Below are 22,855 nucleotides of genomic sequence, written 5' to 3' on the forward strand. Positions count from 1 at the left end.
GCGCCATGACCCACGCGCTACCCGTGTCGCCGACCCAGCAGGGCATCTGGCTGGCCGAGCAGCTCAACCCGGGGCAGCCGGTCTACAACGTGCCGGTCGCGCTGCGCCTGCGGGGCGAGCTGTCCCCGGACGGGCTGCGGGACGCGGTCGCGGCGCTCGTGCGCCGCCACCGCGCGCTGCGGACGAGGTTCTCGTCCGTCGCCGGCCTCCCCCACCCGACCGTCCTCGACCACGGCGAGGTCCCCGTCCGCGAGCTCCGGCTGCCCGACGAGGCGGCGGCCCGGCAGGCCATGGCCGAGGAGATCGCGCGTCCCTTCGCCGTCGCCGGCGACGCCCTGCTGCGGGTGTCCGTCCTCCGGTACGCCGAGGACGAGTGCTTCCTGCTGCTGGTGTCCCACCACCTGGTGAGCGACGGCTGGTCGGTGGACGTCCTGCTGGAGGACCTCGCCGCCCACTACCGGCCCGGCGCGGACCGCACGCCCGTACCCGACGGGGTGCCGCAGGAGCCCGCGCTCCAGCCGGTGGACGCCGCCACGACCGAGGAGAACCTCGCCTTCTGGGAGCGGACGCTGCGCGACGCCCCCGCGGCGACGGAGCTGCTCGGCTCCGCCCGCCGGGCGACGGCCCGCACCAACCGGGGCACGACGTCCCGCTTCACCCTGCCCGACTCCCTCTGCGCCGCCGTCCGCGCGTTCGGCCGCACCCACCGGGTGAGCCCCGCCGTGACGCTCCTCGCCGGGTTCGCCGCGCTGCTCACCCGCTACTGCGGGCAGCAGGACCTCGTCATCGGGACGTCGCTGGCGGGCCGGGACGATCCCCGGACGGACCGGCTGGTGGACTGCCTGGTCAAGGTGGTCCCGCTGCGGATCACCGCCCGCCCGGGCTCCGACTTCGCCGGGCTGCTCGACACCGCCCGGGACGCGTTCATCGACGCCCTGGAGCACCAGGACGTCGCCCTGGAGGACCTCGCCCGGCGGCTCGGCACCGACCGGGACGGCTCACCGCTGTTCCGGATCCTGTTCGGCTACGCCCGCGGGCACGCGGCGCCCCCGATGACGGGGCTGGAGACCGCCCACGTCCCGGTGAACACCGCGACCGCCAAGTTCGACCTCACCTGGAACGTCAACGACGACGGCGAGCGGATCGAGGTGGAGGTCGAGCACCGGACCGAGCTGATCGACGCGGAGCTGGTCGAGCGCCTGGTCGGGCACTGGTGCCGGCTGCTCGGCGCCCTCCTGGCCGAGCCGGACGCGCCCGTGGCGCGGGCCGCGCTGCTGTCGGCCGAGGAGCGGGCGCAGCTCGTCGGGACGGCTCCGGCTCCGCGGGTGCGGAAGTCCGCGCCGGAGCGGTTCGCCGCGCGGGTCGCGGCGGCCGGGGACCGTGTCGCGGTCACCGACGGCGTCGGCGCACAGCTGACCTACCGCCGGCTCGACGAGCGCGCGGCCCGGCTGGCCGCCCTGCTCGCCGGGGCCGGGGTCGGGCGCGGCGACCGCATCGGGCTGTGCCTCGGCCGCACCGCCGACATGGTCGCCGCCGTCCTCGCCGCCTGGCGGCTCGGCGCCGCGTACGTCCCCGTCGACCCCGACAACCCCGCGGAGCGGATCGAGTACGTCCTCGACGACGCCGCGGTCCCGCTCGTCCTCGCCGATCCGGACACCGTCGGCCGTGTCCCCGCCGGCCGCTGGCGCACGCTCCTCACCACCGGGGCGACCGACGCCGTCCACACCGGAGCCGTCCGCCCGGGGCCCGGCGAACCCGCCTACGTCATCTACACCTCGGGCTCCACCGGCCGGCCGAAGGGCGTCGAGGTCACCCACGGCAACCTCGCCGCCCTGCTGGACGCCGGCGAGCAGACCGTCGGCCTGCACGACACCGACGTCTGGTCGCTGTTCCACTCGGTCGCCTTCGACTTCTCGGTCTGGGAGATGTGGGGCGCCCTCGCGTACGGCGGGCGCCTGGTGATCGTCCCGCGCGACGTGACGCGTGACCCCGCGGCCTTCCTCGACCTGCTGGTCCGCGAGCGCGTCACCGTCCTGAGCCAGACGCCCTCCGCGTTCCGCCAGCTCGTGGCCGAGGAGGAACGCCGCCCGTCGGCCGAACCGGTCCTGCGCCTGGTCGTGTTCGGCGGCGAGGCGCTCGACCTGGCCTCGGTCCGCACCTGGTGGCGCCGCCACCCGCCCGGCCGCCCCGTCCTCGTCAACATGTACGGCATCACCGAGACCACCGTCCACGTCACCTGGCAGGTCCTGGACGAGGAGCGGATCGAGACCGGCAGCAGCCCGATCGGCCGGGCCCTTCCGGGCTACCGGGCGCTCGTCCTGGACGCCCACGGCGAACCGGTGCCGGTCGGCGTTCCGGGCGAACTGTACGTCGGCGGTGACGCCGTGGCCCGGGGCTACCTGGGACGCCCGGACCTCACCGCCCAGCGCTTCGTCCCCGACCCGTTCGGTGACGCGCCCGGCGCCCGCCTGTACCGCAGCGGCGACCTCGCCCGCCGGACCGCCGCCGGTGAACTCGAGTACCTCGGCCGCAACGACGACCAGGTCAAGATCCGCGGCTTCCGGATCGAACTCGGCGAAGTGGCGGCCGCGATCGGCCGGCACCCGTCCGTCCGGGGCGTGACCGCGGCCGTCCGCGAGGACGCCCCCGGCGACCGCCGCCTCGTCGCCTACGCCGCCTGCCCCGACGGCACGGACTCCCGCGCCCTGCGCGACTTCGCCGCCGGCCGGCTGCCCGCCCACATGGTCCCCGCCGCGATCGTCGTCCTGGACGCCCTCCCGCTCACCCGCAACGGCAAGGTCGACCACGCCGCCCTGCCCGCACCGGAGGTCTCCGGGGACGCCGCCGCCTACGTGGCGCCGCGCACCCCGGCCGAGGAGGTCCTCGCCGAGATCTGGTCCGAGGTCCTCCGGGTCGAGAAGGTCGGCGCCGACGACGGCTTCTTCGACCTCGGCGGCGACTCCATCCGCGCCGTGCAGGTGGCCGCGCTCGCCCGCGGGCGCGGACTCGGCATCGCCGTCGCCCAGATCTACCGGCACCGCACCCTCGCCGACCTCGCGGCCGCCGCCGACACGGCGGGCGAGCACGCGCGCACCGAGCCCTTCGGGCTGCTCTCCGCGGCCGACCGGGCCCGGATCGCCGACGGCCCCGGCGCCGACCTCGACGACGCCTACCCCATGACGGCCCTCCAGGTCGGAATGATCTACCACATGGCGTCCGACCTCCGGGCGCTCCCCTACGTCAACGCGGCGAGCTACCGCATGCCGTACCGGTTCGACGAGGAGGCGTTCCGCCGCGCCGTCCGGGCCGTGGTCGCCCGGCACCCCGTCCTGCGGACCGGCTTCGACCTGACGGGCTACGACGAGCCGCTGCAACTCGTCCACCGCGAGGCCGACGTGCCGCTCGTCGTCGAGGACCTGCGGACGCTGGCCCCGGCCGAGCAGGACCGGGCCGTCGACGAGCTGCTGGAGCGGGAGCGCCGCCCGTTCGACCTGGAGCGGCCGCCGATGCTGCGGCTGGGCGTCCAGGTGCTCACCGACGACAGCTTCCAGTGGACGCTGGTCGAACACCACTCCATCCTCGACGGCTGGAGCCTGTGGTCGACGATCACCGAGATCCTGCTGCACTACACCCGGCTCCTGGACGGTGCGGGCCTGGACCGACTCCCGCCCCCGGCCTCGGCCTACCGCGACTTCGTCGCCCTGGAGCAGCGCGCGTCGGCCTCACCCGAGGCCCGGCGGTTCTGGTCCGACGCACTCGCCGGGCACACCCTGCCGCAGCTCCCCGCGCTCGCCGGGCAGGCGCCCCGGCCCGCCGGACAGGCCCTGCGCGGCGACGGCGCCGAGGGCGTGATCGACGGGTACGGCTGGCGCGACGCGCACCTCCCGGCCGGCCTGGGTGCGCGGGTCGCGGCGCTCGCCAAACGCCTCGGCGTGCCGGAGAAGACCGTCCTCCTCGCGGCGCACCTCCAGGTGATCGCGGCGCAGAGCGGCCTCGACGACGTCTGCTGCGGCGTCACGCTCAACGGCCGGCTGGAGGAGACCGGCGGGACGGAGGCCCGCGGGCTGTTCCTGAACACCGTCCCGTTCCGCCTCGCGGTGGGCGGCGGACGCCGCTCCGACCTGGTCCGCCGGGTCTTCGAGGCGGAGGCCCGGATCCTGCCCCACCGCCGGATGCCGCTGGCCCGGATCCGGCAACTCGCCGGCGGGCGCGACCTGTTCACGACGAACTTCACCTTCAACAACTTCCACGTCATGCGCGACACCATGGGCGACGGCGCGCACGCGGACCTGCTCAGCGGCCTGGGCGAACTGACCGCCAGCCGCCGGGTGGAGCCGGCCGACGTCCCGCTCACCGTCACCTTCTTCCGCAACCCGCTGACGGACGGCCTGCAGCTGTGCATCGACTACGACGCCCACCGGCTGACGCCGGCCCAGGTCGAGGAGATCGCCGAGCAGCACGTCCGGGCCGTCGAGGCCCTGGTCACCGACCCGGAGGGCGAGCTCGCCGGACCGGTCGCGGCGCCGGCCCCAGCGCGCCCCGCGGCCGTCGCGCCACAGGGCGTCCTGGCCCGGTTCGCGGCGCAGGTCGCGGCGAACGGCGACGGCATCGCCGTCGCCGACGCGGCGGGCGGACGGCTGACCTACCGCGGGCTCGACGAGCGCGCGGCCCGGCTCGCCGCCCTGCTCGCCGGAGCCGGCGTGGGCCGCGGCGACCGCGCCGGGCTCTGCCTCGGCCGCTCCGCCGACATGGTCGCCGCCGTCCTCGCGGTGTGGCGCCTCGGCGCCGCCTACGTCCCGATCGACCCCGACCTCCCCGCCGGCCGGATCGAGTTCGTCCTCAAGGACGCGGACGTCCCGCTCGTCCTCACCGACCCCGGCACCACCGGCCGCCTCCCGGACGGCCCCTGGCGCACGCTGGTCACCAGTGGGGTGACGGACGCGGTCCACACCGGATCCGTCCGACCGGAGGGCGCCGAACTCGCCTACGTCATCTACACCTCGGGCTCCACCGGCACGCCCAAGGGGGTCGAGGTCGAGTGGCGGTCGCTGGACAACCTGGTGGCCGTCACGGACGAGGTCATGGCCCTGCGCCCGGACGACCGGCTCCTCCAGTTCGCGTCGCTGAGCTTCGACGTGTCCGTCGCGGACCTCGTGTCCGCCCTCACCACCGGCGCCACCTTCGTGGTCTCCCCCGGCGGGGCCGACCGCGTCGGCGAGGGGCTGGTCGCGGCGATCCGCGCGCACCGGCCCACCGTCGTGTCGATGCCGCCGAGCGTCCTGGCCGGCCTGGAACCCGGCGACCTGCCCGCGCTGCGCCGGGTCGTCGTCGCGGGCGAGGCCCTCCCGGCTCCGCTGGCCGCGCGCTGGGCCGCGGCGGCCGAGCTGGTCAACGCCTACGGCCCGACCGAGGCCACCGTCTACGCGACCGCCCACCGCTGCGCCGCGGACGGCGACGTCCTGATCGGCCGGGCCGTCCCGGGCGCCGTCGCCCACGTCCTGGACGGGGCGGGCCGACCGGTGCCGGCCGGTGTCCGCGGGGAGCTCTGCATCGGCGGCGTCGGCGTGGCCCGCGGGTACCTGGGCCGGCCGGGCCTGACCGCCGAGCGCTTCGTCCCCGACCCGTCCGGCGACGCGCCCGGGGCACGCCTGTACCGGACCGGCGACGTGGCCCGGTGGACGCCCTCCGGCGACCTCGAGTACCTGGGGCGCACCGACGACCAGGTGAAGATCCGCGGCCTGCGGATCGAGCTCGGCGAGGTCGAGTCGCACCTGCGGGCCCACCCCGGGGTCGCCGCCGGCGCCGCCGCCGCGCTCGGCGAGGGCGCGGAGCGCCGGCTGGTGGGGTACGTCGTCCCGGCGGCCTCCGCCGCGGTCTCGGCCGACCAGGTGCGCGCCTGGCTGGGCGGTCGGCTGCCGGCGTACATGGTGCCCTCGGCGGTGGTGGTGCTGGACGCGCTGCCGCTGTCGCCGAGCGGCAAGGTGGACCGCGCCGCGCTGCCCGCACCCGTCCGCTCCGCCGTCGACGAGGCCGGGCACGTGGCGCCGCACACCCCGCTGGAGCAGGCCCTGGCCCGCGTGTGGGCGGAGATCCTCAAGGTGGAGCGCGTCGGCGCGGAGGACGACTTCTTCGACCTCGGCGGCGACTCCATCCGGGCCGTGCAGATCGCCTTCCGGGTCAAGCGCGAACTCGGCTTCCCGCTCAAGCCGGTCGACGTCCAGCTCCACCCCACCGTCGCCGAACTCGCCCGCCACCTGTCGGCCTGACGATCCGTCAGAGCACCGCAGGACCCGCACAACCCGTCATCCCAACCCCTTTCTCTTTGTGGAGGTCTGCCATGTCCCACGACGAACTCGACCTGGACTACAAGGTCGTGGTGAACGACGAGGAGCAGTACTCGATCTGGCCCGAGGACCGGGAGAACCCGCCCGGGTGGCAGGACGCCGGGGCCCGGGGCAAGAAGCCGGACTGCCTGGAGTGGATCGAGCGGAACTGGACCGACATGCGGCCCAAGAGCCTGCGCAGCGCCTAGTCACGGTCGTACGGGACGGAGTTGGAGGTACATCGGATGTCACACGGTCTGGACGCCCGGGAAGACGGGTCGGCTCCCGTCCCGGCACCCTTCTCGCCGGACACACCCGCCGCGGCGGGTGCCGGCCGGCTGCCGCTGTCCCTGGCGCAGCAGCGGCTGTGGTTCCTTTCCAGGCTCGGGGAGTTCCGGGCCGGGTACAACATGCCCCGGGCGGTCCGGATCTCCGGCCCCCTGGACCGGACCGCGCTCACGGCGGCGCTCGGCGATGTCGTACGCCGCCACGCGGCGCTGCGGACGGTGTTCCCGGAGATCGCCGGTGAGCCGTGGCAGCGGGTCGTGGCTCCCGGCGAGGCCGCCGCTCGGTTCACGGTGGAGTTCGCCGAGTGCGCCGCCGGGGAGGTGCCGGGCCGGGTCGACCTCGCCTGTCGGCACGAGTTCGACCTGACCTCCGAACTCCCGGTCCGGGCCTGGCTGTTCGCGACCGGACCGGCGGAGCACGTGCTGGTGCTGGTGCTCCACCACATCGCCGCGGACGGCTGGTCCCTCGGGATCGTGGAGCGCGACCTCGGGACGGCCTACGCCGCGCGCCGGACCGGTGCCGAGCCGGCCTGGCCGGCACTGCCCCTGGAGTACCCGGACCACGCGGTGCGCCAGCGCTCGACGCTCGGCGCGGAGGACGACCCGGAGAGCCTCGTCTCCCGTCAACTCGACCACTGGCGCGAGGAGTTGCGCGGCACGCCGCAGGAGCTTCACCTTCCCCGGGACCGGTCGAGGCCGCCCACGGCGGGCACCTCGTCGGCCGGGACGGTGCACTTCGAGGTCGACGCCGACACCCACCGGGCACTGGCGCGGCTGGCCCGCGAGCACCGGGTCACGCCGTTCGTGGCACTGCAGGCCGCGTTCGCGGCGCTGCTGAGCCGGCTGGGGGCGGGCACCGACATCCCGGTCGGCTCGCCGGTGGACGGTCGGACGGAGGAGGACCTCCAGGAGCTCGTCGGGTTCTTCGTCAACACCCTGGTGTTCCGCATCGACTGCTCGGGCGACCCGACCTTCGGCGAGCTCCTGAAGCGGGCACGGCGGACGGCCCTGACGGCGTTCGCCCACCAGGACGTCCCCTTCGACCGGGTGGTCGAGGCCGTCAACCCCGTCCGCACCGCGACCGGCAACCCCCTGTTCCAGGTGAGCTTCTCGCTGGAGGCCGACGGGGAGGGCGGCCTGGTCCTGCCCGGCCTGACGGTCACCGAGGAACCGTTCGGGGCCGGCGCGGCCAAGTTCGACCTCAGCCTCGGCCTGACCGAGCACCGCGAGGACGGGCAGCCGGCCGGCCTGAGCGGCGTGCTGGAGTACGCCGAGGACGTGTTCGACCGGGCCACCGCGCAGGCCCTGGCCCGTCGTTGGCAGCTGCTGCTCGCCGGGGCGCTGGCCGAACCGGAGCGCCCGGTCGGCGAACTCCCGGTGATGGACGGGGCCGAGCGCCGGCGACTGCTCGACCTCGGCAACGGCCCCGAGGGCGCGCTGCCCGAGGTGCGGCCGTCCGCGGTCGAACGCTTCGCGGCGCAGGTCGCGGCCGTCGGCGGGCACACCGCCGTCACCGACGGCGACGGCATCCGACTGACGTACCGTCGACTCGACGAACGGGCCGCCCGGATCGCCGCGCTGCTGGCGGACGCGGGCATCCGCCGGGGCGACCGGGTCGCGCTCTGCCTCGGCCGCTCCGTCGACATGGTCGCCGCCGTGCTCGGCGTCCTGCGGCTCGGCGCCGCCTACGTCCCCGTCGACCCCGACTACCCGCCGGCCCGCCTGGAGTTCATCCTCGGCGACGCCCGGGTGCCGCTCGTCCTGACCGACCCCGCGACCCGTGACCGCGTCCCCGACGGGCCGTGGCGCACCCTCGACGTCACCCGGCCGACCGACGCCGCCCGGCCGACCGACGCCGCCCGGACGGCCGACGCCGCCGGCCCGGCGCCCGTGCGGCCCGAGCCGGCCGAACTCGCCTACGTCATCTACACCTCCGGCTCCACCGGCCGACCCAAGGGCGTCGAGGTCACCCACGGCAACCTCGCGGCGTTCCTGGCCTCCGTCCGGAACCTCGCGGACCCGTCGGACACCGACGTGTGGACCCTGTTCCACTCGCTCGCCTTCGACTTCTCGGTCTGGGAGATCTGGGGCGCGCTGGCCTTCGGCGGCCGCCTGGTCGTCGTCCCCCGCGAGGCGGGGATGGACCCGGACGCACTGCACGGGGTGCTGGCCCGCGAGGAGGTCACCGTCCTCAGCCAGACACCGTCCGCCTTCCGGCAGTTCGTGGCCCGGGAGGAACGGCACCCGCTGGGAGCGCTGCGGCTGCGGCTGGTCGTGCTCGGCGGCGAGGCCCTCGACCTCGCGACCGTCGGCAAGTGGCAGCGCCGGTACCCCGCGGACACCACCCGACTGGCGAACGCCTACGGCGCCACCGAGAACACGGTGCTCACGACCTGGCGGGTGATGGCCCCCGTCGGGACCGGGCCCGCCGCCGCGGCCGAGGGGAACGTCTCCCCCATCGACGGGACCATCCCGGGCTGGCGTCTGGTCGTCCTGGACGCCCGCGGCGAGCCGGTGCCCACCGGGGTCGTCGGCGAGATCCACGTCGGCGGTCCCGGCGTGGCCCGCGGCTACCTCGGACGCCCCGCGCTGACCGCCGAGCGCTACCTCCCGGACCCGTTCGCCGCCGAACCCGGCGGCCGGCTCTACCGCACCGGTGACCTGGGCCGCTGGACCGCCGCCGGTGAACTCGAGTACCTCGGCCGCACCGACGACCAGGTCAAGATCCGCGGCTTCCGGATCGAACTCGGCGAGGTCGAGGCCGCGATCGCCCGGCACCCGTCCGTCCAGGGCGCCACCGTGCTCGTCCGCGAGGACACCCCCGGCGACCGCCGCCTCGTCGCCTACGCCGCCTGCCCCGACGGCACGGACTCCCGCACCCTGCGCGACTTCGCCGCCGGCCACCTGCCCGCCCACATGGTCCCCGCCGCGATCGTCGTCCTGGACGCCCTCCCGCTCACCCGCAACGGCAAGGTCGACCGCACCGCCCTGCCCGCACCGGAGGTCTCCGCCGGGCCCACCGGCCGCGAACCCGCGAACGCCACCGAATCGGCCCTGTGCGGACTGTTCGCCGAAGTCCTCGACCTGGAGCGGGTCGGGGTCGAGGACGCCTTCTTCGAGCTCGGCGGACACTCGCTGCTGGTCATCCGGCTGGTGGACCGGATCCGCTCCGCCCTCGGCGTGGAACTGTCCATCCGCGCCGTCTTCGAGGCCCCGACCCCGGCCGGCCTGGCCGCGACCGTCGCCCTCGGGCAGCAGGCCCGCCCGGCCGTGCGCCCCGCGGTGCGCCCGGAGCGCCTGCCGCTGTCCTTCGCCCAGCGCCGCCTGTGGTTCCTCAACGAGCTCGACGGCGGCGCGGCCTACAACATCCCGTACGCGGCGCGCCTCACCGGCGCCCTGGACGTCGAGGCGCTGAACGCCGCCCTGGCCGACGTCGTCGACCGGCACGAGTCGCTGCGCACCGTCCTGCCCACCGAGGACGGCCGGCCCTGGCAGAAGGTCCTGACCGGCGCGCAGGCCCGGACGGAACTGACCGTCACCGACACCACGCCGGACGCGCTGGAGGCCGAACTCGCCGAGGAGACCGGGAAGGTCTTCCGGCTCACCACCGAACCCGCCCTGCGCGCCCGCCTCTTCCGCCTCGCCCCGGACGAGCACGTCCTCCTGGTGGTCGTCCACCACGTGGCCTGCGACGGCTGGTCGCTGGAGCCGCTGCTCGACGACCTCGCCGAGGCGTACGCGGCACGCCGCACCGGCACGGCCCCGGCCTGGCCGCCGCTGCCCGTCCAGTACGCCGACTTCACGCTCTGGCAGCGGGACCTCCTCGGCGCCGAGGACGACCCGGCGAGCCGGCTCGCGCAGCAGACCGAGTACTGGCGCCGGACCCTGGCCGGCATCCCCGACCAGCTCGCGCTGCCCTTCGACCGGCCGCGCTCGGGCACGGTCAGCCTGCGCGGCGGGGAGGTCGCGGTCGAGGTCGGCCCGGCGCTGCACGCCGCCCTGGCCGCCACCGCCCGGGCCCACGACTGCACCGTGTTCATGGCGCTGCAGGCCGCGGTCGCCGTGGTGCTGTCCCGCTCCGGAGCCGGGCCGGACATCCCGCTGGGCACGGCCACCTCCGGACGCGCCGACGCCGTGCTGGACGGCCTGGTGGGCTTCTTCGCCAGCACCCTGGTCCTGCGCACCGACGTCTCGGGCGACCCGACCTTCGCCGAACTCCTCGGCCGGATCCGGGAGGCCGACCTCGGCGCCTACGCCCACCAGGACGTCCCGTTCGAGACCCTGGTCGAGGCGCTCAACCCGGCCCGCGTACCCGGCGCCAACCCGCTGTTCCAGGTGAGCGTCTCCATGCTGAACAGCATCAGCGCGGAACTCGCCCTCCCGGGGCTGGCGGTCGCCCCCCACGACCTGAGCATGGGGATCTCGGCCTTCGACCTGTCCTTCGTGTTCGGCGAGCGCCCGGGCGCCGACGACACGGCCGGGCCGGCCGCCGGTCTGGTCGCCGCGATCGGGTACGACGCCGACCTGTTCGACCACACCACCGTCGAGGGCGTCGCCGACCGGCTGGTGCTGGTGCTGGAGGCGATGGCCGCCGACCCGGACCGCAGGATCGGCGAGGTCGAGCTGCTCTCCGCCCGGGAGCGGCAACACGTCCTCCGGGACTGGAACGACACCGCCACCGAGGTGCCGACCGGGACGGTGCCCGACCTCTTCGCCGTCCGGGCCGCGCACACCCCCGAGGCCCCGGCGGTCCGGTACGCCGGCACCGAGCTGACGTACGCCGAACTCGACGCCCGCGCCAACCGGCTCGCACACGAGCTGATCGCCCGCGGCATCGGGCCGGGCCGCCTGGTGGCCCTCGCCCTGCCCCGCTCGGAGCAGATCGTGGTGGCCCTGCTCGCGGTCCTGAAGGCCGGCGCGGCCTACCTCCCGGTCGACCCGTCCTACCCCGCCGACCGCGTCGCCTTCATGCTCCGGGACGCGGCCCCGGCCTGTGTGCTCAGCACCGGAGAAGTCGCCGCCGGACTGCCCGGCGGCCCCGGCCTCCCGGTCCTGGCGCTGGACGACGAGCAGGTGCGACGCTCGGTCGCGGACCGGCCGGCCACCGCGCCCGCCGACGCGGACCGGACCGCACCACTGCTCCCCGCCCACCCGGCGTACGTCATCTACACCTCCGGGTCGACGGGCCGTCCGAAGGGCGTGGTGGTCTCCCACCGCGGCATCCCCAGCATGGTGCGCGCCCAGGCTGCGACGCTCGGCGTCGACGGCGACAGCCGGGTGCTGCAGTTCGCCTCGATGAGCTTCGACGCCTCCGTCTGGGACACCTGGATGGCACTGCTGACCGGCGCGTGCCTGGTCGTCGTTCCCGAGTCCGACCGCATCCCGGGCCCGGTCCTGGCGGACTTCCTGCGCGTCCACGGCATCACCCACGCCACCCTGCCGCCCGCCGTGGTCCTCGCCACCGACTTCGACGAGGACGTCGCCGGGGTCACGCTGATCACCGCCGGCGAGGCCTGCACCCCCGCCGTCCTCGACGCGGCCCGCCACTTCGCGAAGGTGGTCAACGCCTACGGCCCGACCGAGTCCACGGTGTGCGCGACCATGCGCACCGTCGACGGGGTGCCGCAGGCCGTCCCGATCGGCCGGCCGGTGGCGAACACCCGGGTGTTCGTGCTGGACGCGCTGCAGCGCCCCGTCCCGCCCGGCGTGCCCGGGGAGCTGTACCTCGCGGGGGCCGGGCTGGCCACCGGGTACCTGAACCGGCCGGCACTGACGGCCGAGCGTTTCCTGCCGAACCCCTTCGGCGCGCCCGGGGAGAGGATGTACCGCACCGGCGACCTGGTGCGCTGGACCGCGGACGGCGAGCTGGTCTTCCTCGGCCGGACGGACGAGCAGATCAAGATCAGGGGCTTCCGGGTCGAGCCCGGCGAGGTCGAGGCGGTGCTCACCGGCCACCCGGAGGTCGCCCACGCCGCCGTGATCGCCCGCGAGGACCGCCCGGGGGACGTCCGGCTGGTGGCCTACGCCGTCCTGGCGGCCGGTCACCGACCGCAGGACGCGGACCACCCCGGCGCACTGCGCCGGTACGCGGCCGAGCACCTGCCGGAGTACCTCGTCCCCGGCGACGTGGTGGTCCTCGACCGACTGCCGCTGACGCCGAGCGGGAAGCTCGACCGCAAGGCCCTGCCCGCGCCACCGGCGAACGGCCCCGCCGCGCAGGGCCCGGCCGGCCAGGACGCCCCGGACGACCCGCGCGCGGCGGTCCTGGTCCGGCTCTTCGCACAGGAGCTGGGGCTGGACCGGGTCGGCCCCGACGACTCGTTCTTCGAGCTGGGCGGTCACTCGCTGCTGGCGACCCGGCTGATCGGCCGGATCCGCGCCCTGCTCGGCGCCGAGATCGGCATCGCGACGCTGTTCGAGGCGCCCACCGCCGCGGGGCTCGCGGCCCGACTGGACGAGGCCCCGGCCGACCCGTACGCCAACGTCATCGAGCTCCGCCGCGGCCGGACGGGCAGCCGCCCGGTCTTCTGCATCCACCCCATCGGCGGGCTCAGCTGGTGCTACAGCTCCGTCCTGCCCCACCTGGAACGGGACCAGCCGGTCTACGGGATCCAGGTGACGGAGAGCCACGGCCGCTTCAAGGCGGTGGAGTCGCTCGACGCGCTGGCCCGGCGCTACGCGGACCTGATCACCGCGACCCACCCCGACGGCCCGTACGTCGTCATGGGCTGGTCGCTCGGCGGGGTCCTGTCCTACGAGGTCGCCCGCCTGCTGGAGGCCTCCGGGCGGACGGTCGACCTGGTCGTCCTCTACGACGCCTGGCCCTACGAACGGCCGGTGACGCCCGAGGAGCTGGACGGCGACTTCGCCGCGTGGGTGACCGGCGAGGTCATCGCGGGACCGTCCGCCGGCGAAGCCCTCGACGCCCGCCAGAGCCGGGCCCTGGTCCGCGCGGCCAAGGGCGTCGCCGCCCTCCTCGGCCCGCCGCACCCGGACGGCTACCACGGGCCGGTCCTGAGCATCGCCGCCGCCAAGACCGTCGCCGAGCGGGGCTCCGCAGCGCAGGCCTGGCAGCCGTACCTCACCGCGGCCGAGCACCACGTGGTGGACTCCGACCACGACGCGATGATGACACCCGCCGTCATGGCGCAGTCGGGGCCGCTGGTGACGGCCGCCCTGCGGGCCGTACGGGACGACCGGCCGGCCGGAGCGGAGGCCCGCCGTGACTGACCACCGCGACCCCGGGCCCGACGTCGACCCCGGCCTCGACGTCGACCCCGACCTGGACATCCCGGACCCCCGCGATCCGCGTCCGCTCGGCGACGACCGCCTCGTCTTCATCCGCCCGGTGCTCGAACCGGACGGCAAGGTCGTCGCCGGGAACTTCTCCTACTACGACGCCTCCGAGGACACCGCCGGATTCGAGGAGGCCCGGGTCCGCTACGCGTTCGGCACCGAGCGGCTGGTCATCGGCCGCTACTGCTCCATCGCCGCGGGCGTGACCTTCGTGATGGCCGGCGCGAACCACGTCTTCGACGGGCCGACGGGCTACCCGTTCCTCAGCTTCGAGGGCGACTGGCGCGACAGCCTGCTCGACGACCTGATCGCCCGGGGGCCGGGCCGCAAGGGCGACACCCGGATCGGCAACGACGTCTGGATCGGCCGCGGCGCCACCATCATGCCCGGGGTGACCATCGGCGACGGCGCCATCATCGGCGCCGGCGCCCTGGTCGCCTCCGACGTGGCGCCCTACCGGATCGTGGGCGGCAACCCGGCCCGGGTGATCCGCGCCCGCTACGGCCCCGAGGACGTCGAGCGGCTGCTCACGGCCCGCTGGTGGGACTGGCCGGTGGCGGCCGTCTCCCGGCACCTCCCGGAGCTGGTCCTCGGCCGGCCCGAACGGATCCTGTCCATCGCGCGGGCCGAGCAGCTGCTCGGCCCGGCGCCGGCCACCACCCAGGGAAGCGCGTCATGACGAAAGCAACCGGCACCCACGGGGCGACGGCGGCCGCCCCGCCGACGGTCGACCTCGCCGACCCGGCCCTGTACGGGGCCGGCGACCCGGAGGCGGTGTGGGCCGCGCTCCGCCGCGACCACCCCGTCCACTGGAACGAGTCCCCGGACGGCAGCGGCTTCTGGGTCGTCACCCGGCACGCCGACGTCCAGCGGGTGCTCAAGGACACCGCGACCTTCACCTCCGCCCAGGGCATGCGGATCGGCCACAACCCGACCGCCACCGCCGAGGCCGCCGGGAAGATGCTCATCGTCACGGACGCGCCCCGGCACGGGAAGATCCGGCGGGTCATCAGCTCCGCGTTCACACCGCGCATGGTCGCCCGCCTGGAACAGAACATGCGGACGATCGTGCGCGAGGAGCTGGAGCCGGTGCTGGCCGGTGAACCCTGCGAGTTCACCGACTTCGCCGCGGTCCTGCCGGTGGCGGTGATCTGTGACCTGCTGGGCGTACCGAAGAGCGACTGGCGGTTCATGCTGGACTCCACCCGGGCCGCCTTCGGCGCCTCCGACGTCAACCCGATCGCCCGGCTCGAAGCGCACGCCGGCATGCTCGCCTACTACGCCGAGCTCGTCGACTTCCGCCGCGAGGAACCGGGCGAGGACGTCGTCAGCGCCATGGTGAACGGCCTCGTCGACGGCGTGCCGCTCACCGACGAGGAGATCTTCCTCAACTGCGACGGCCTCATCTCGGGCGGGAACGAGACCACCCGGCACGCCACCGTCGGCGGGCTCCTCGCCTTCGCCGCCGACCCCGACCAGTGGCGGCTCGCAGCCGACTCCCCCGACCGGATGGACGGCGTCGTCGACGAGATCCTGCGCTTCACCAGCCCGGCGATGCACGTGCTGCGCACGGCCTCCCGGGACGTCGAGATCGCCGGCCGGTCGATCCGGGCCGGCGACCCGGTGACGGTCTGGATGCCGTCGGCGAACCAGGACGAGACGGTCTTCGAGGCGCCCGAGCGCTTCGACGTCCGACGCGCGCCCAACCCGCACGTCGCCTTCGGCGTGGGCCCGCACTTCTGCCTCGGCGGAGCCCTCGCCCGCACCGAACTCCGGGTCCTGTTCACCGAGTTGCTCGCCCAGGCCGGCGGCGCCGAACCGGCCGGTCCGGCCCGCAGGCTGCACTCCAACCTCATCCGGGGCTACGAGTCCGCGCCCGTCCTGCTGCACCGCCGCGACGGCCGGGAGAGGCGGTGAAGCCGCTCGCGGACCCCCGGTTCCGCCGCCTGCTCATCGGCCAGGCGCTCTCGGGCTTCGGCAGCAGCGCGCTGTTCCTGACCCTGGGCATCTGGGCCAAGGACCTCACCGGCAGCAACGCCGCCGCCGGCGGGGTCGAGGCCGCCCTCGGCGCGCCCATGGTGCTGTCGCCGCTCTTCGGTCACCTGGCCGACCGGGTGCGGCGGCGCCCGCTGCTCATGGCCACCAACGCCCTCATGGCGCTGGCCGTGCTGTCCCTGCTCGCGGTGCACGGCGGCGAACAGCTGTGGATCATCTACCTGGTGGCGGTCTGCTACGGCGTGGCCTTCGGCGTCCTCGGGGCCGCCTCGGCCGGAATCCGCCGGGACCTCCTCCCCGACGACCAGCTGACCGGCGCCAACGCCCTCCTCCAGACCGTCGGTCAGGGGCTGCGCATCATCGCCCCACTGGTCGGCGTGGCGGTCTACGCGGCCGCCGGAGCCGGAACGCTCGCCGTGCTCAACTCCCTGACCTTCCTGGCCGCGATCCTGGCGCTCGTCGGCCTGCGGGTCGAGGAGTCGGTCGGAGCGGAGCCGTCCCACGAGCCGTTCCTCCGCAGCGCGCTCGCGGGCATCCGGCACATCGGCGCCACACCGGTGCTGGCCCAGATCGGCTACGCCGCGGCCTGCGCGTTCTGCGTCATCGGCCTGAGCCAGACCGTGATGTTCGCGGTGGTGGACGAGGGGCTCGGCCGGCCACCGTCGGCGCTCGGCCCGCTCAACGCCGTCCAGGGCGTCGGCGCGGTGGTCGGCGGCCTCACGGTCTCCGCGCTGATCCGGCGGGTCGGCATGGCACGCACCGCCGGCCTGGGGATCGGCGCGTTCACGCTGGCGGCGCTCGCCTACTGCGTGCCGCACCTGGCGTTCGTCGTCGCCGGAGAGGTCGCGGACGGGATCGCCATCACGTGGATCATGGTGGTGCTGTCGTCCGCGGCTCAGCTCCACACGCCGCCCCGGCTCCAGGGCCGCGTCAACGCGATGTGCACGATGCTGGTGCTGGTCCCGCAGTCGCTGTCGCTCGCCGCCGGTACGGTCCTCATCGACCGGTTCGACTACCGGACGCTGCTGATCGTGATGGCGGCGGTCACCGCGGCCTGCGCCGCCGTGCTGGTGCTGAGGCCGGCCCTCGCGCTCACCGGGCGGACGTTCGCGACCTCGGCGCCGAGCAAACCGACCGCCCCGGGCGACGGGACCGACCGGTCCGACCCGGCGGGTGCGGCCGACCCGACCGACCGGGAAGCTGCCGACTCCGGCCCCCCGGCGCAACGCTGAGGCCGGCAACCGGGCCTGGACGCGACTCCCCCGCGGAGTGGCGGCCAGGCCCGCACGGCGTTCGCCCGGCGACACACCGCGGCGACACGCCACGTACTCGCCGCATCGACGGAGCGCTACCGGACCGTCCTCGCCCGCCCGTCCATGCGAACCGGCCACGACGGGCACCCCGCGCCGCCCGTCGCGACACCGAGAGCGCCCAACCATGCCGCCGAGCAGGAGAATTGACGGGATCGCCACGCGCCGTGGACCGACTCCCGGAGGAGCCGCCCGACCGACTCGATCGTATGCTCTTGCGGTACTCTGCAAATCTATGCCAGAGTGCGGGGCATCGGATCGAGTACGCCGAATCCCGTCACACATCGCTGAATCAGGGGCCCGCCCGCGCGGGTCATAGGGTGCATCCATGTCGAAGGTCTTGAGCAAGCTGCCGGTCGGTGAACGGATCGGCATCGCATTCTCCGGTGGGTTGGACACCTCCGTCGCCGTCGCGTGGATGCGCGAACACGGTGCCTTCCCGTACGCCTACACGGCCGACATCGGCCAGTACGACGAGCCGAACCTCGCCGACGTCCCCGCCCGGGGCCGCGCGTACGGCGCCGAGCAGGCCCGGCTGGTCGACTGCCGGGCCGCGCTGGTCGAGGAGGGCCTGGCCGCCCTCGCCTGCGGCGCCTTCCACATCCGCTCCGCCGGGCAGACGTACTTCAACACCACCCCGCTCGGCCGTGCCGTGACCGGCACCCTGCTGGTCCGCGCCATGCAGGAGGACGAGGTGTCCATCTGGGGCGACGGCTCCACCTACAAGGGCAACGACATCGAGCGGTTCTACCGCTACGGCCTGCTCGCCAACCCCAGCCTGCGGATCTACAAGCCGTGGCTGGACCAGGCGTTCGTCGACCAGCTCGGCGGCCGCAAGGAGATGTCGGAGTGGCTCGCCGAGCGCGACCTGCCCTACCGGGACTCCGCCGAGAAGGCCTACTCCACCGACGCCAACATCTGGGGCGCCACCCACGAGGCCAAGCGGCTGGAGTACCTGGACGCCTCGATGGAGATCGTCAGCCCGATCATGGGCGTGGCCTTCTGGGACCCGGCGGTCGAGATCTCGACCGAGGACATCACCGTCGAGTTCGAGTTCGGCCGCCCGGTCCGGATCAACGGCCAGGAGTTCGCCAGCGCCGTCGACCTGGTCCACGAGGCCAACACCATCGGCGGGCGCCACGGCCTCGGCATGTCGGACCAGATCGAGAACCGGATCATCGAGGCCAAGAGCCGCGGCATCTACGAGGCCCCCGGCATGGCGCTGCTGCACATCGCCTACGAGCGGCTGCTCAACGCCATCCACAACGAGGACACCCTCGCCACCTACCACACCCAGGGCCGCCGCCTCGGCCGGCTGCTCTACGAGGGCCGGTGGTTCGACCCGCAGTCGCTGATGCTCCGGGACAGCATGCAGCGCTGGATCGGCCACCCCGTCACCGGCAGCGTCACGCTGCGGCTGCGGCGGGGCCAGGACTACTCGGTCATCGACACCCAGGGCCCCAACTTCAGCTACCACCCCGAGAAGCTGTCCATGGAGCGCAGCGTCGACGCCGCGTTCGTCCCGGACGACCGCATCGGCCAGCTGACCATGCGCAACCTCGACATCGCCGACTCGCGCAGCAAGCTGGAGCAGTACGCGGTGCACGGCCAGCTGGCGCCGTGGAGCGGCCTGATCGGCGAGCTCGCCCCCGGCGGGGCCGCCCCCATCGCCGCGGGCAACGGCGACGCGGAGGAGTCCACCGCGCTCGACCACGCCGCGCTCGAGTCCGGCACCGACTGACGCGTCCGGCACCCCCGGACGATCCGCGGGCGCCCACGGAGGCCGCCGCACCACACCGGTGCGGCGGCCTCCGCCGTTCCCTGCCCGGCCCGCCGACCCCGCCCAACCCACTGGCCCCACCCAGCCCACCAACCCCGCCCAACCCACCGACCCCGCCGTAAGATGACGGACGTGCGCCCGGCGTCGGGAAGGCAGGACCCGCCATGGGTGAAGCGGTCGGTTCGATGCTGGCCTCCGCGGTGGCGCTCGCGATCAGTCCGCTGCCGCTCATCACCGTGATCCTCGTCCTCGCCACGCCGCGCGGGCGGACGAAGAGCCTCGCCTTCGCCGCCGGCTGGGTGTTCGGCCTCGCCGTGCCGGTGACCCTCCTCGTGGTGGCCGGAAGGGCGCTGAGCCGGGTCCAGGCCGCCGCCACCTGGCCGTCCTGGCTGAAGCTCGCCCTCGGCACGCTGCTCCTGCTGTCGGCCGCGCGACGGTGGCACGACCGGCCGCGTCCGGGCCACATTTCGGCTCCGCCCGCCTGGCTTCAGTCGATCGACCGCTACTCGCCCGCCAGGTCCGCCGGCCTCGCCCTCGCCCTCGTCGTGGGCAGCCCGAACACCCTGCTCCCGGCCGTCGGTGGCGCCGCCTCGATCGCCGCCACCGCGACGGGCCCCGGGGCCGAGGGGGTGGCAGCGGCCCTGTTGGTGTCGATCGGCTCGCTCGGCACCCTCCTGCCACTGGCGGTCCACGCCCGCGGCGGAGCCCGGACCCTCGGCGAGTGGCGAGCCTGGACGGCCGCCCACCAGGCCGCGATCGTGACCACGGTCGCGGCCGTGCTCGGAGCCGGGTACCTGGGCGACGCCGTCTCCGCGCTCGCGTGACGGAAGGCCGTTCCCGGGCTCGCCCGGTCGTCCGCCGGGCTCGCGTCGACCGGGTCGCCCCCTCACCGGATCCGCACCACCCCGCGCCCCCGGACGGCCCGGACGCCCAGCCGGGCGGGATCCGCCCTCGGACGCGCCGCCACCGCGTCCCGGAGCGTCAGCAGGATCTCCCCGTCGTAGCGCTCCGCCAGCACCCGGGCCAGCTCGGCCGGACCGCCCGGCCGCGCCTCCGGCGCCAGATCGGGCAGCCGCCCCGGGCCGCTGAGGTCCTGGGCCTGGGCGGCCCAGCGCGCCGCGTCGCGCCGCTCGCCCTCGGCGCTGTAGTGCACGGCCAGGCAGTGCACGGCCAGCTGGTCGCCGTACTGGGCGGCGATCCGCCACCAGAACACACCGTCCGCCGTACGGCCCATCCCGTACAGCAGGCAGCCGAGGGTGCGGAAGGCGGTCTTCTCGGCGAGCTCGAGGTCCAGGGCCAGCTCGCCCGGCTTCGCGGCGCCCGCCACCCCGGCGCACAGGTGCCGCAGGTCCCTGCGGAGCTCCGCCCGCCCTCCGGCCCAGGGGGACTGCGCGGTCCCCGCGCCGGAGCCCGTACCCGGCACCCCACCCGGGCCCGAGCTCCAGACCTGCCCCGGGCCGGGCCCCGGACCTGCTCCCGATCCCAGCCCCACCCCCGGGCCGGCCCCCGAGGCCGGTGCGTGCGGTGGCCGGGCTCCGGCCGGCGGACGGGCCGGGCGTTCGCGCACGGCCGGGGCGGGGCGGCGGGCGGCGGCGAGTCGCTCGGCCAGCCGCCGGGTGAACGCCACCGGATCGTGGTCGTCGAACTCCCGCTCCAGCTCGGCGGATTGCGCGCGCAGCAGGTCCCCGACCCTCATGTCCCCGCCCTCATGCGTCCGCCCTCACGTCACGGCCCTCATGCCCCGGGCCCTCCATGGCACGGCCCTCATGACCCCGGCCCTCCATGGCACGGCCCTCATGACCCCGGCCCTCCATGTCACGGCCCTCATGTCTCCGCTCCGTCGTCTCCCGGGTGTTCCAGCAGGTACTCCAGGTGGCGCCGCCCGAGGCTGTAGTAGGTCCGGGCGGTGGTGTGCGCGATGCCGAGCGACCGGCCGATGTCGGGGTACGACAGGCCGGCCTGGCGCAGCCGGACCACGTCGGCCTGGACCGGCGCGGCCCGCGCGAGCTCGTCCATCGCCCAGTCCAGGGCGTCCAGTTCGGCGAGCTCGTCCAGCTCGTCCTGGCTGGTGTCGGGGCGGCGCTGGGCGATCACCCGCAGCCGCTTGCGTTCGGTGCGTCGGCGGTCGCGCAGGACGTCCACCACCGCGTCTTTCACGACCTTGAAGGCGAAGGCCTGCGGATCGGCGCTGGCCAGGGCGCGACGCCAGTTCTTGTAGAGCGTCGCGCCCGCGTTCTGGACCGCGTCCTGGGCGTCCTCGCGGTGCCGCAGGCGCTGCTGGGCGTAGCGGAGGTAGCCGGAGTTCTCGCGGGTGAAGAAGGCCTCGAAGTCGTTCGGCAGGTCGGCGAGCGGGTCGGCCCGAAGGCCCCGCTCCTCGCCCGGCCCGGGAGTGTTCACGCACGCCCCCCTTTTCGTGGGTCAGCTGGCCGGCCCACCGGGTGGCACGCCGACGGCCCCTTGGGGGCTCGTGGTGTAACCGTCCGGGAGGCGCGGGATGTCGACCGGATCGGGCGGACAATTGGCGAACGTTTCCGCCCGATTTTGAACAGCGCCGCTGACCAGCCGGTTCGAGCCCGGCGACCCCACGGGCGGACCAGGAGCGTGACCCAGATCACACCGCGCACTACGCCGGCTTGACAAGCACCACGACGCCGACCACTCACCCACCACCCCGCGAGGCCACCCCCACTACACGGCCCCCGCGGCATCGGCCTCCCGGCGCCGGCCGTGCGACGTCGACGCCGCCGCAGCAGCGCCGGGACATCGGCCCTACGGCGCCGGCTCCACCGCCGCCGAGTCCAGCGCGGCGGTCACCCGCTCCAGCAGCCCGCGCAGCTCCGCCAGGTCCTCGACCGGCAGCCCGGTCGCGGCGAGCAGCCGACGCGGGACCTGCCCGGCCCGCTCGCGCAGCGCCGACCCCTCGGACGTGAGCGCGACGGTGACCGACCGCTCGTCCTGCGCGCTGCGCTCGCGGCGCACCAGCCCGGCCGCCTCCAGCCGCTTGAGCAGCGGGGAGAGCGTGCCGGAGTCGAGCCGCAGGCGCTCACCGATCCGCTTGACGGGCAGCTCGCGGTCCTCCCAGAGCACCAGCATGACCAGGTACTGCGGGTAGGTCAGCCCGAGGTCGCGCAGCAGCACCCGGTAGACGCCGCCGAAGGCTCGCGAGGCCGCATTGAGCGAGAAGCAGATCTGCTGGTCGAGGCGGAGCAGTTCCTCGTCCGCCATGCCGGGAAGCGTGGTCATGGGTCCATGGTACCGATCAGGCTCGCGCCATTGAGTTGTGCGCAATTGAATTGCGTGCTCTACTTGTCGCAGGGCAGGGCACCGGACGGGTCGCAGAACGACGGCGACGCCCCGGGCCCACCCGCATCCGAGCAACCGAAGCACCACGAAGGGGACCGACCATGGACGCGCTCTACACCGCAGCCGCCACCGCCAACGGCCGGGAGGGCCGTGCCGTCAGCTCCGACGGTCAGCTGGACCTCGCGCTGGCGATGCCGCAGGCGCTCGGCGGCAACGGCCAGGGCACCAACCCCGAGCAGCTGTTCGCGGCCGGCTACGCCGCCTGCTTCGCGAGCGCCCTCGGCCTGGTCGGTCGACAGGCCCGGGTGGACACCAGCGAGGTCTCGGTGACCGCCGAGGTGTCCATCGGCAAGGACGGCGCCGGCTTCGGCCTCGCGGTCGTGCTGCGCGTCGAGCTGCCCGAGTCCCTGGCGGGCGAGACCGGCGAGCTGCTGGTCAAGCAGGCGCACGAGGTCTGCCCCTACTCCCGCGCCACCCGCGGCAACATCCCGGTCGAGCTCGTCGTCGAGTAATCACCCGGGGACACCCGCACCGGGCCCGCCGCACACCGCGTGCGGCGGG

The 22,855-nt window shown here is 74.9% G+C and carries 12 protein-coding genes; 9 read left to right on the plus strand and 3 right to left on the minus strand.

Annotated elements, in window-relative coordinates:
• The first annotated feature begins 5 nt into the window (after positions 1-5).
• The 8 genes from ABTY56_RS00535 (at position 6) to ABTY56_RS00570 (ending at position 19,815) form a co-directional block, all read left to right on the plus strand.
• Positions 6-6,266, plus strand: coding sequence for a non-ribosomal peptide synthetase (locus ABTY56_RS00535; protein ID WP_350624925.1), 6,261 nt, complete (start codon positions 6-8; stop codon positions 6,264-6,266).
• Between the two features lie 71 nt (positions 6,267-6,337).
• Complete coding sequence (locus ABTY56_RS00540) at positions 6,338-6,532, plus strand: MbtH family protein (protein ID WP_350624927.1); 195 nt, start codon at positions 6,338-6,340, stop codon at positions 6,530-6,532.
• Between the two features lie 36 nt (positions 6,533-6,568).
• On the plus strand, positions 6,569-13,840 hold the full coding sequence (locus ABTY56_RS00545; RefSeq protein WP_350624929.1) for a non-ribosomal peptide synthetase: 7,272 nt from the start codon (positions 6,569-6,571) through the stop codon (positions 13,838-13,840).
• On the plus strand, positions 13,833-14,585 hold the full coding sequence (locus tag ABTY56_RS00550) for a CatB-related O-acetyltransferase (protein WP_350624931.1): 753 nt from the start codon (positions 13,833-13,835) through the stop codon (positions 14,583-14,585). The genes ABTY56_RS00545 and ABTY56_RS00550 overlap by 8 nt, the downstream gene beginning before the upstream one ends.
• Positions 14,582-15,823, plus strand: coding sequence for a cytochrome P450 (locus ABTY56_RS00555; RefSeq protein ID WP_350624933.1), 1,242 nt, complete (start codon positions 14,582-14,584; stop codon positions 15,821-15,823). The genes ABTY56_RS00550 and ABTY56_RS00555 overlap by 4 nt, the downstream gene beginning before the upstream one ends.
• Complete coding sequence (locus tag ABTY56_RS00560; RefSeq protein WP_350624935.1) at positions 15,820-17,133, plus strand: MFS transporter; 1,314 nt, start codon at positions 15,820-15,822, stop codon at positions 17,131-17,133. Before ABTY56_RS00555 ends, ABTY56_RS00560 begins: the two co-directional genes overlap by 4 nt.
• A 406-nt stretch (positions 17,134-17,539) precedes the next feature.
• Complete coding sequence (gene argG / locus ABTY56_RS00565; protein WP_350624936.1) at positions 17,540-18,952, plus strand: argininosuccinate synthase; 1,413 nt, start codon at positions 17,540-17,542, stop codon at positions 18,950-18,952.
• Between the two features lie 203 nt (positions 18,953-19,155).
• Positions 19,156-19,815 carry a GAP family protein gene (locus ABTY56_RS00570; RefSeq protein ID WP_350624938.1) on the plus strand — a complete coding sequence of 220 codons (660 nt, stop codon included), beginning with the start codon at positions 19,156-19,158 and terminating at the stop codon, positions 19,813-19,815.
• A gap of 62 nt (positions 19,816-19,877) precedes the next feature.
• Here the strand turns inward: ABTY56_RS00570 and ABTY56_RS00575 are convergent, their stop codons facing one another.
• The 3 genes from ABTY56_RS00575 to ABTY56_RS00585 form a co-directional block, all read right to left on the minus strand.
• Entirely contained in the window at positions 19,878-20,687 is an 810-nt protein-coding gene (locus tag ABTY56_RS00575; RefSeq protein ID WP_350624939.1) for a hypothetical protein, read from the minus strand.
• Between the two features lie 128 nt (positions 20,688-20,815).
• Complete coding sequence (locus tag ABTY56_RS00580) at positions 20,816-21,388, minus strand: RNA polymerase sigma factor (RefSeq protein WP_350624941.1); 573 nt, start codon at positions 21,386-21,388, stop codon at positions 20,816-20,818.
• 372 nt (positions 21,389-21,760) lie between these two features.
• Positions 21,761-22,234 carry a MarR family winged helix-turn-helix transcriptional regulator gene (locus tag ABTY56_RS00585; protein WP_350624942.1) on the minus strand — a complete coding sequence of 158 codons (474 nt, stop codon included), beginning with the start codon at positions 22,232-22,234 and terminating at the stop codon, positions 21,761-21,763.
• A 161-nt stretch (positions 22,235-22,395) separates the two neighbouring features.
• Between ABTY56_RS00585 and ABTY56_RS00590 the strand changes: the two genes are divergently transcribed.
• Positions 22,396-22,806: an organic hydroperoxide resistance protein gene (locus tag ABTY56_RS00590; protein ID WP_350624944.1), complete on the plus strand. Its 411-nt coding sequence runs from the start codon at positions 22,396-22,398 to the stop codon at positions 22,804-22,806.
• Positions 22,807-22,855 lie beyond the last annotated feature (49 nt).

Source organism: Kitasatospora sp. NPDC097691 (genome assembly GCF_040302665.1).
Taxonomy (GTDB): Bacteria; Actinomycetota; Actinomycetes; order Streptomycetales; family Streptomycetaceae; genus Kitasatospora.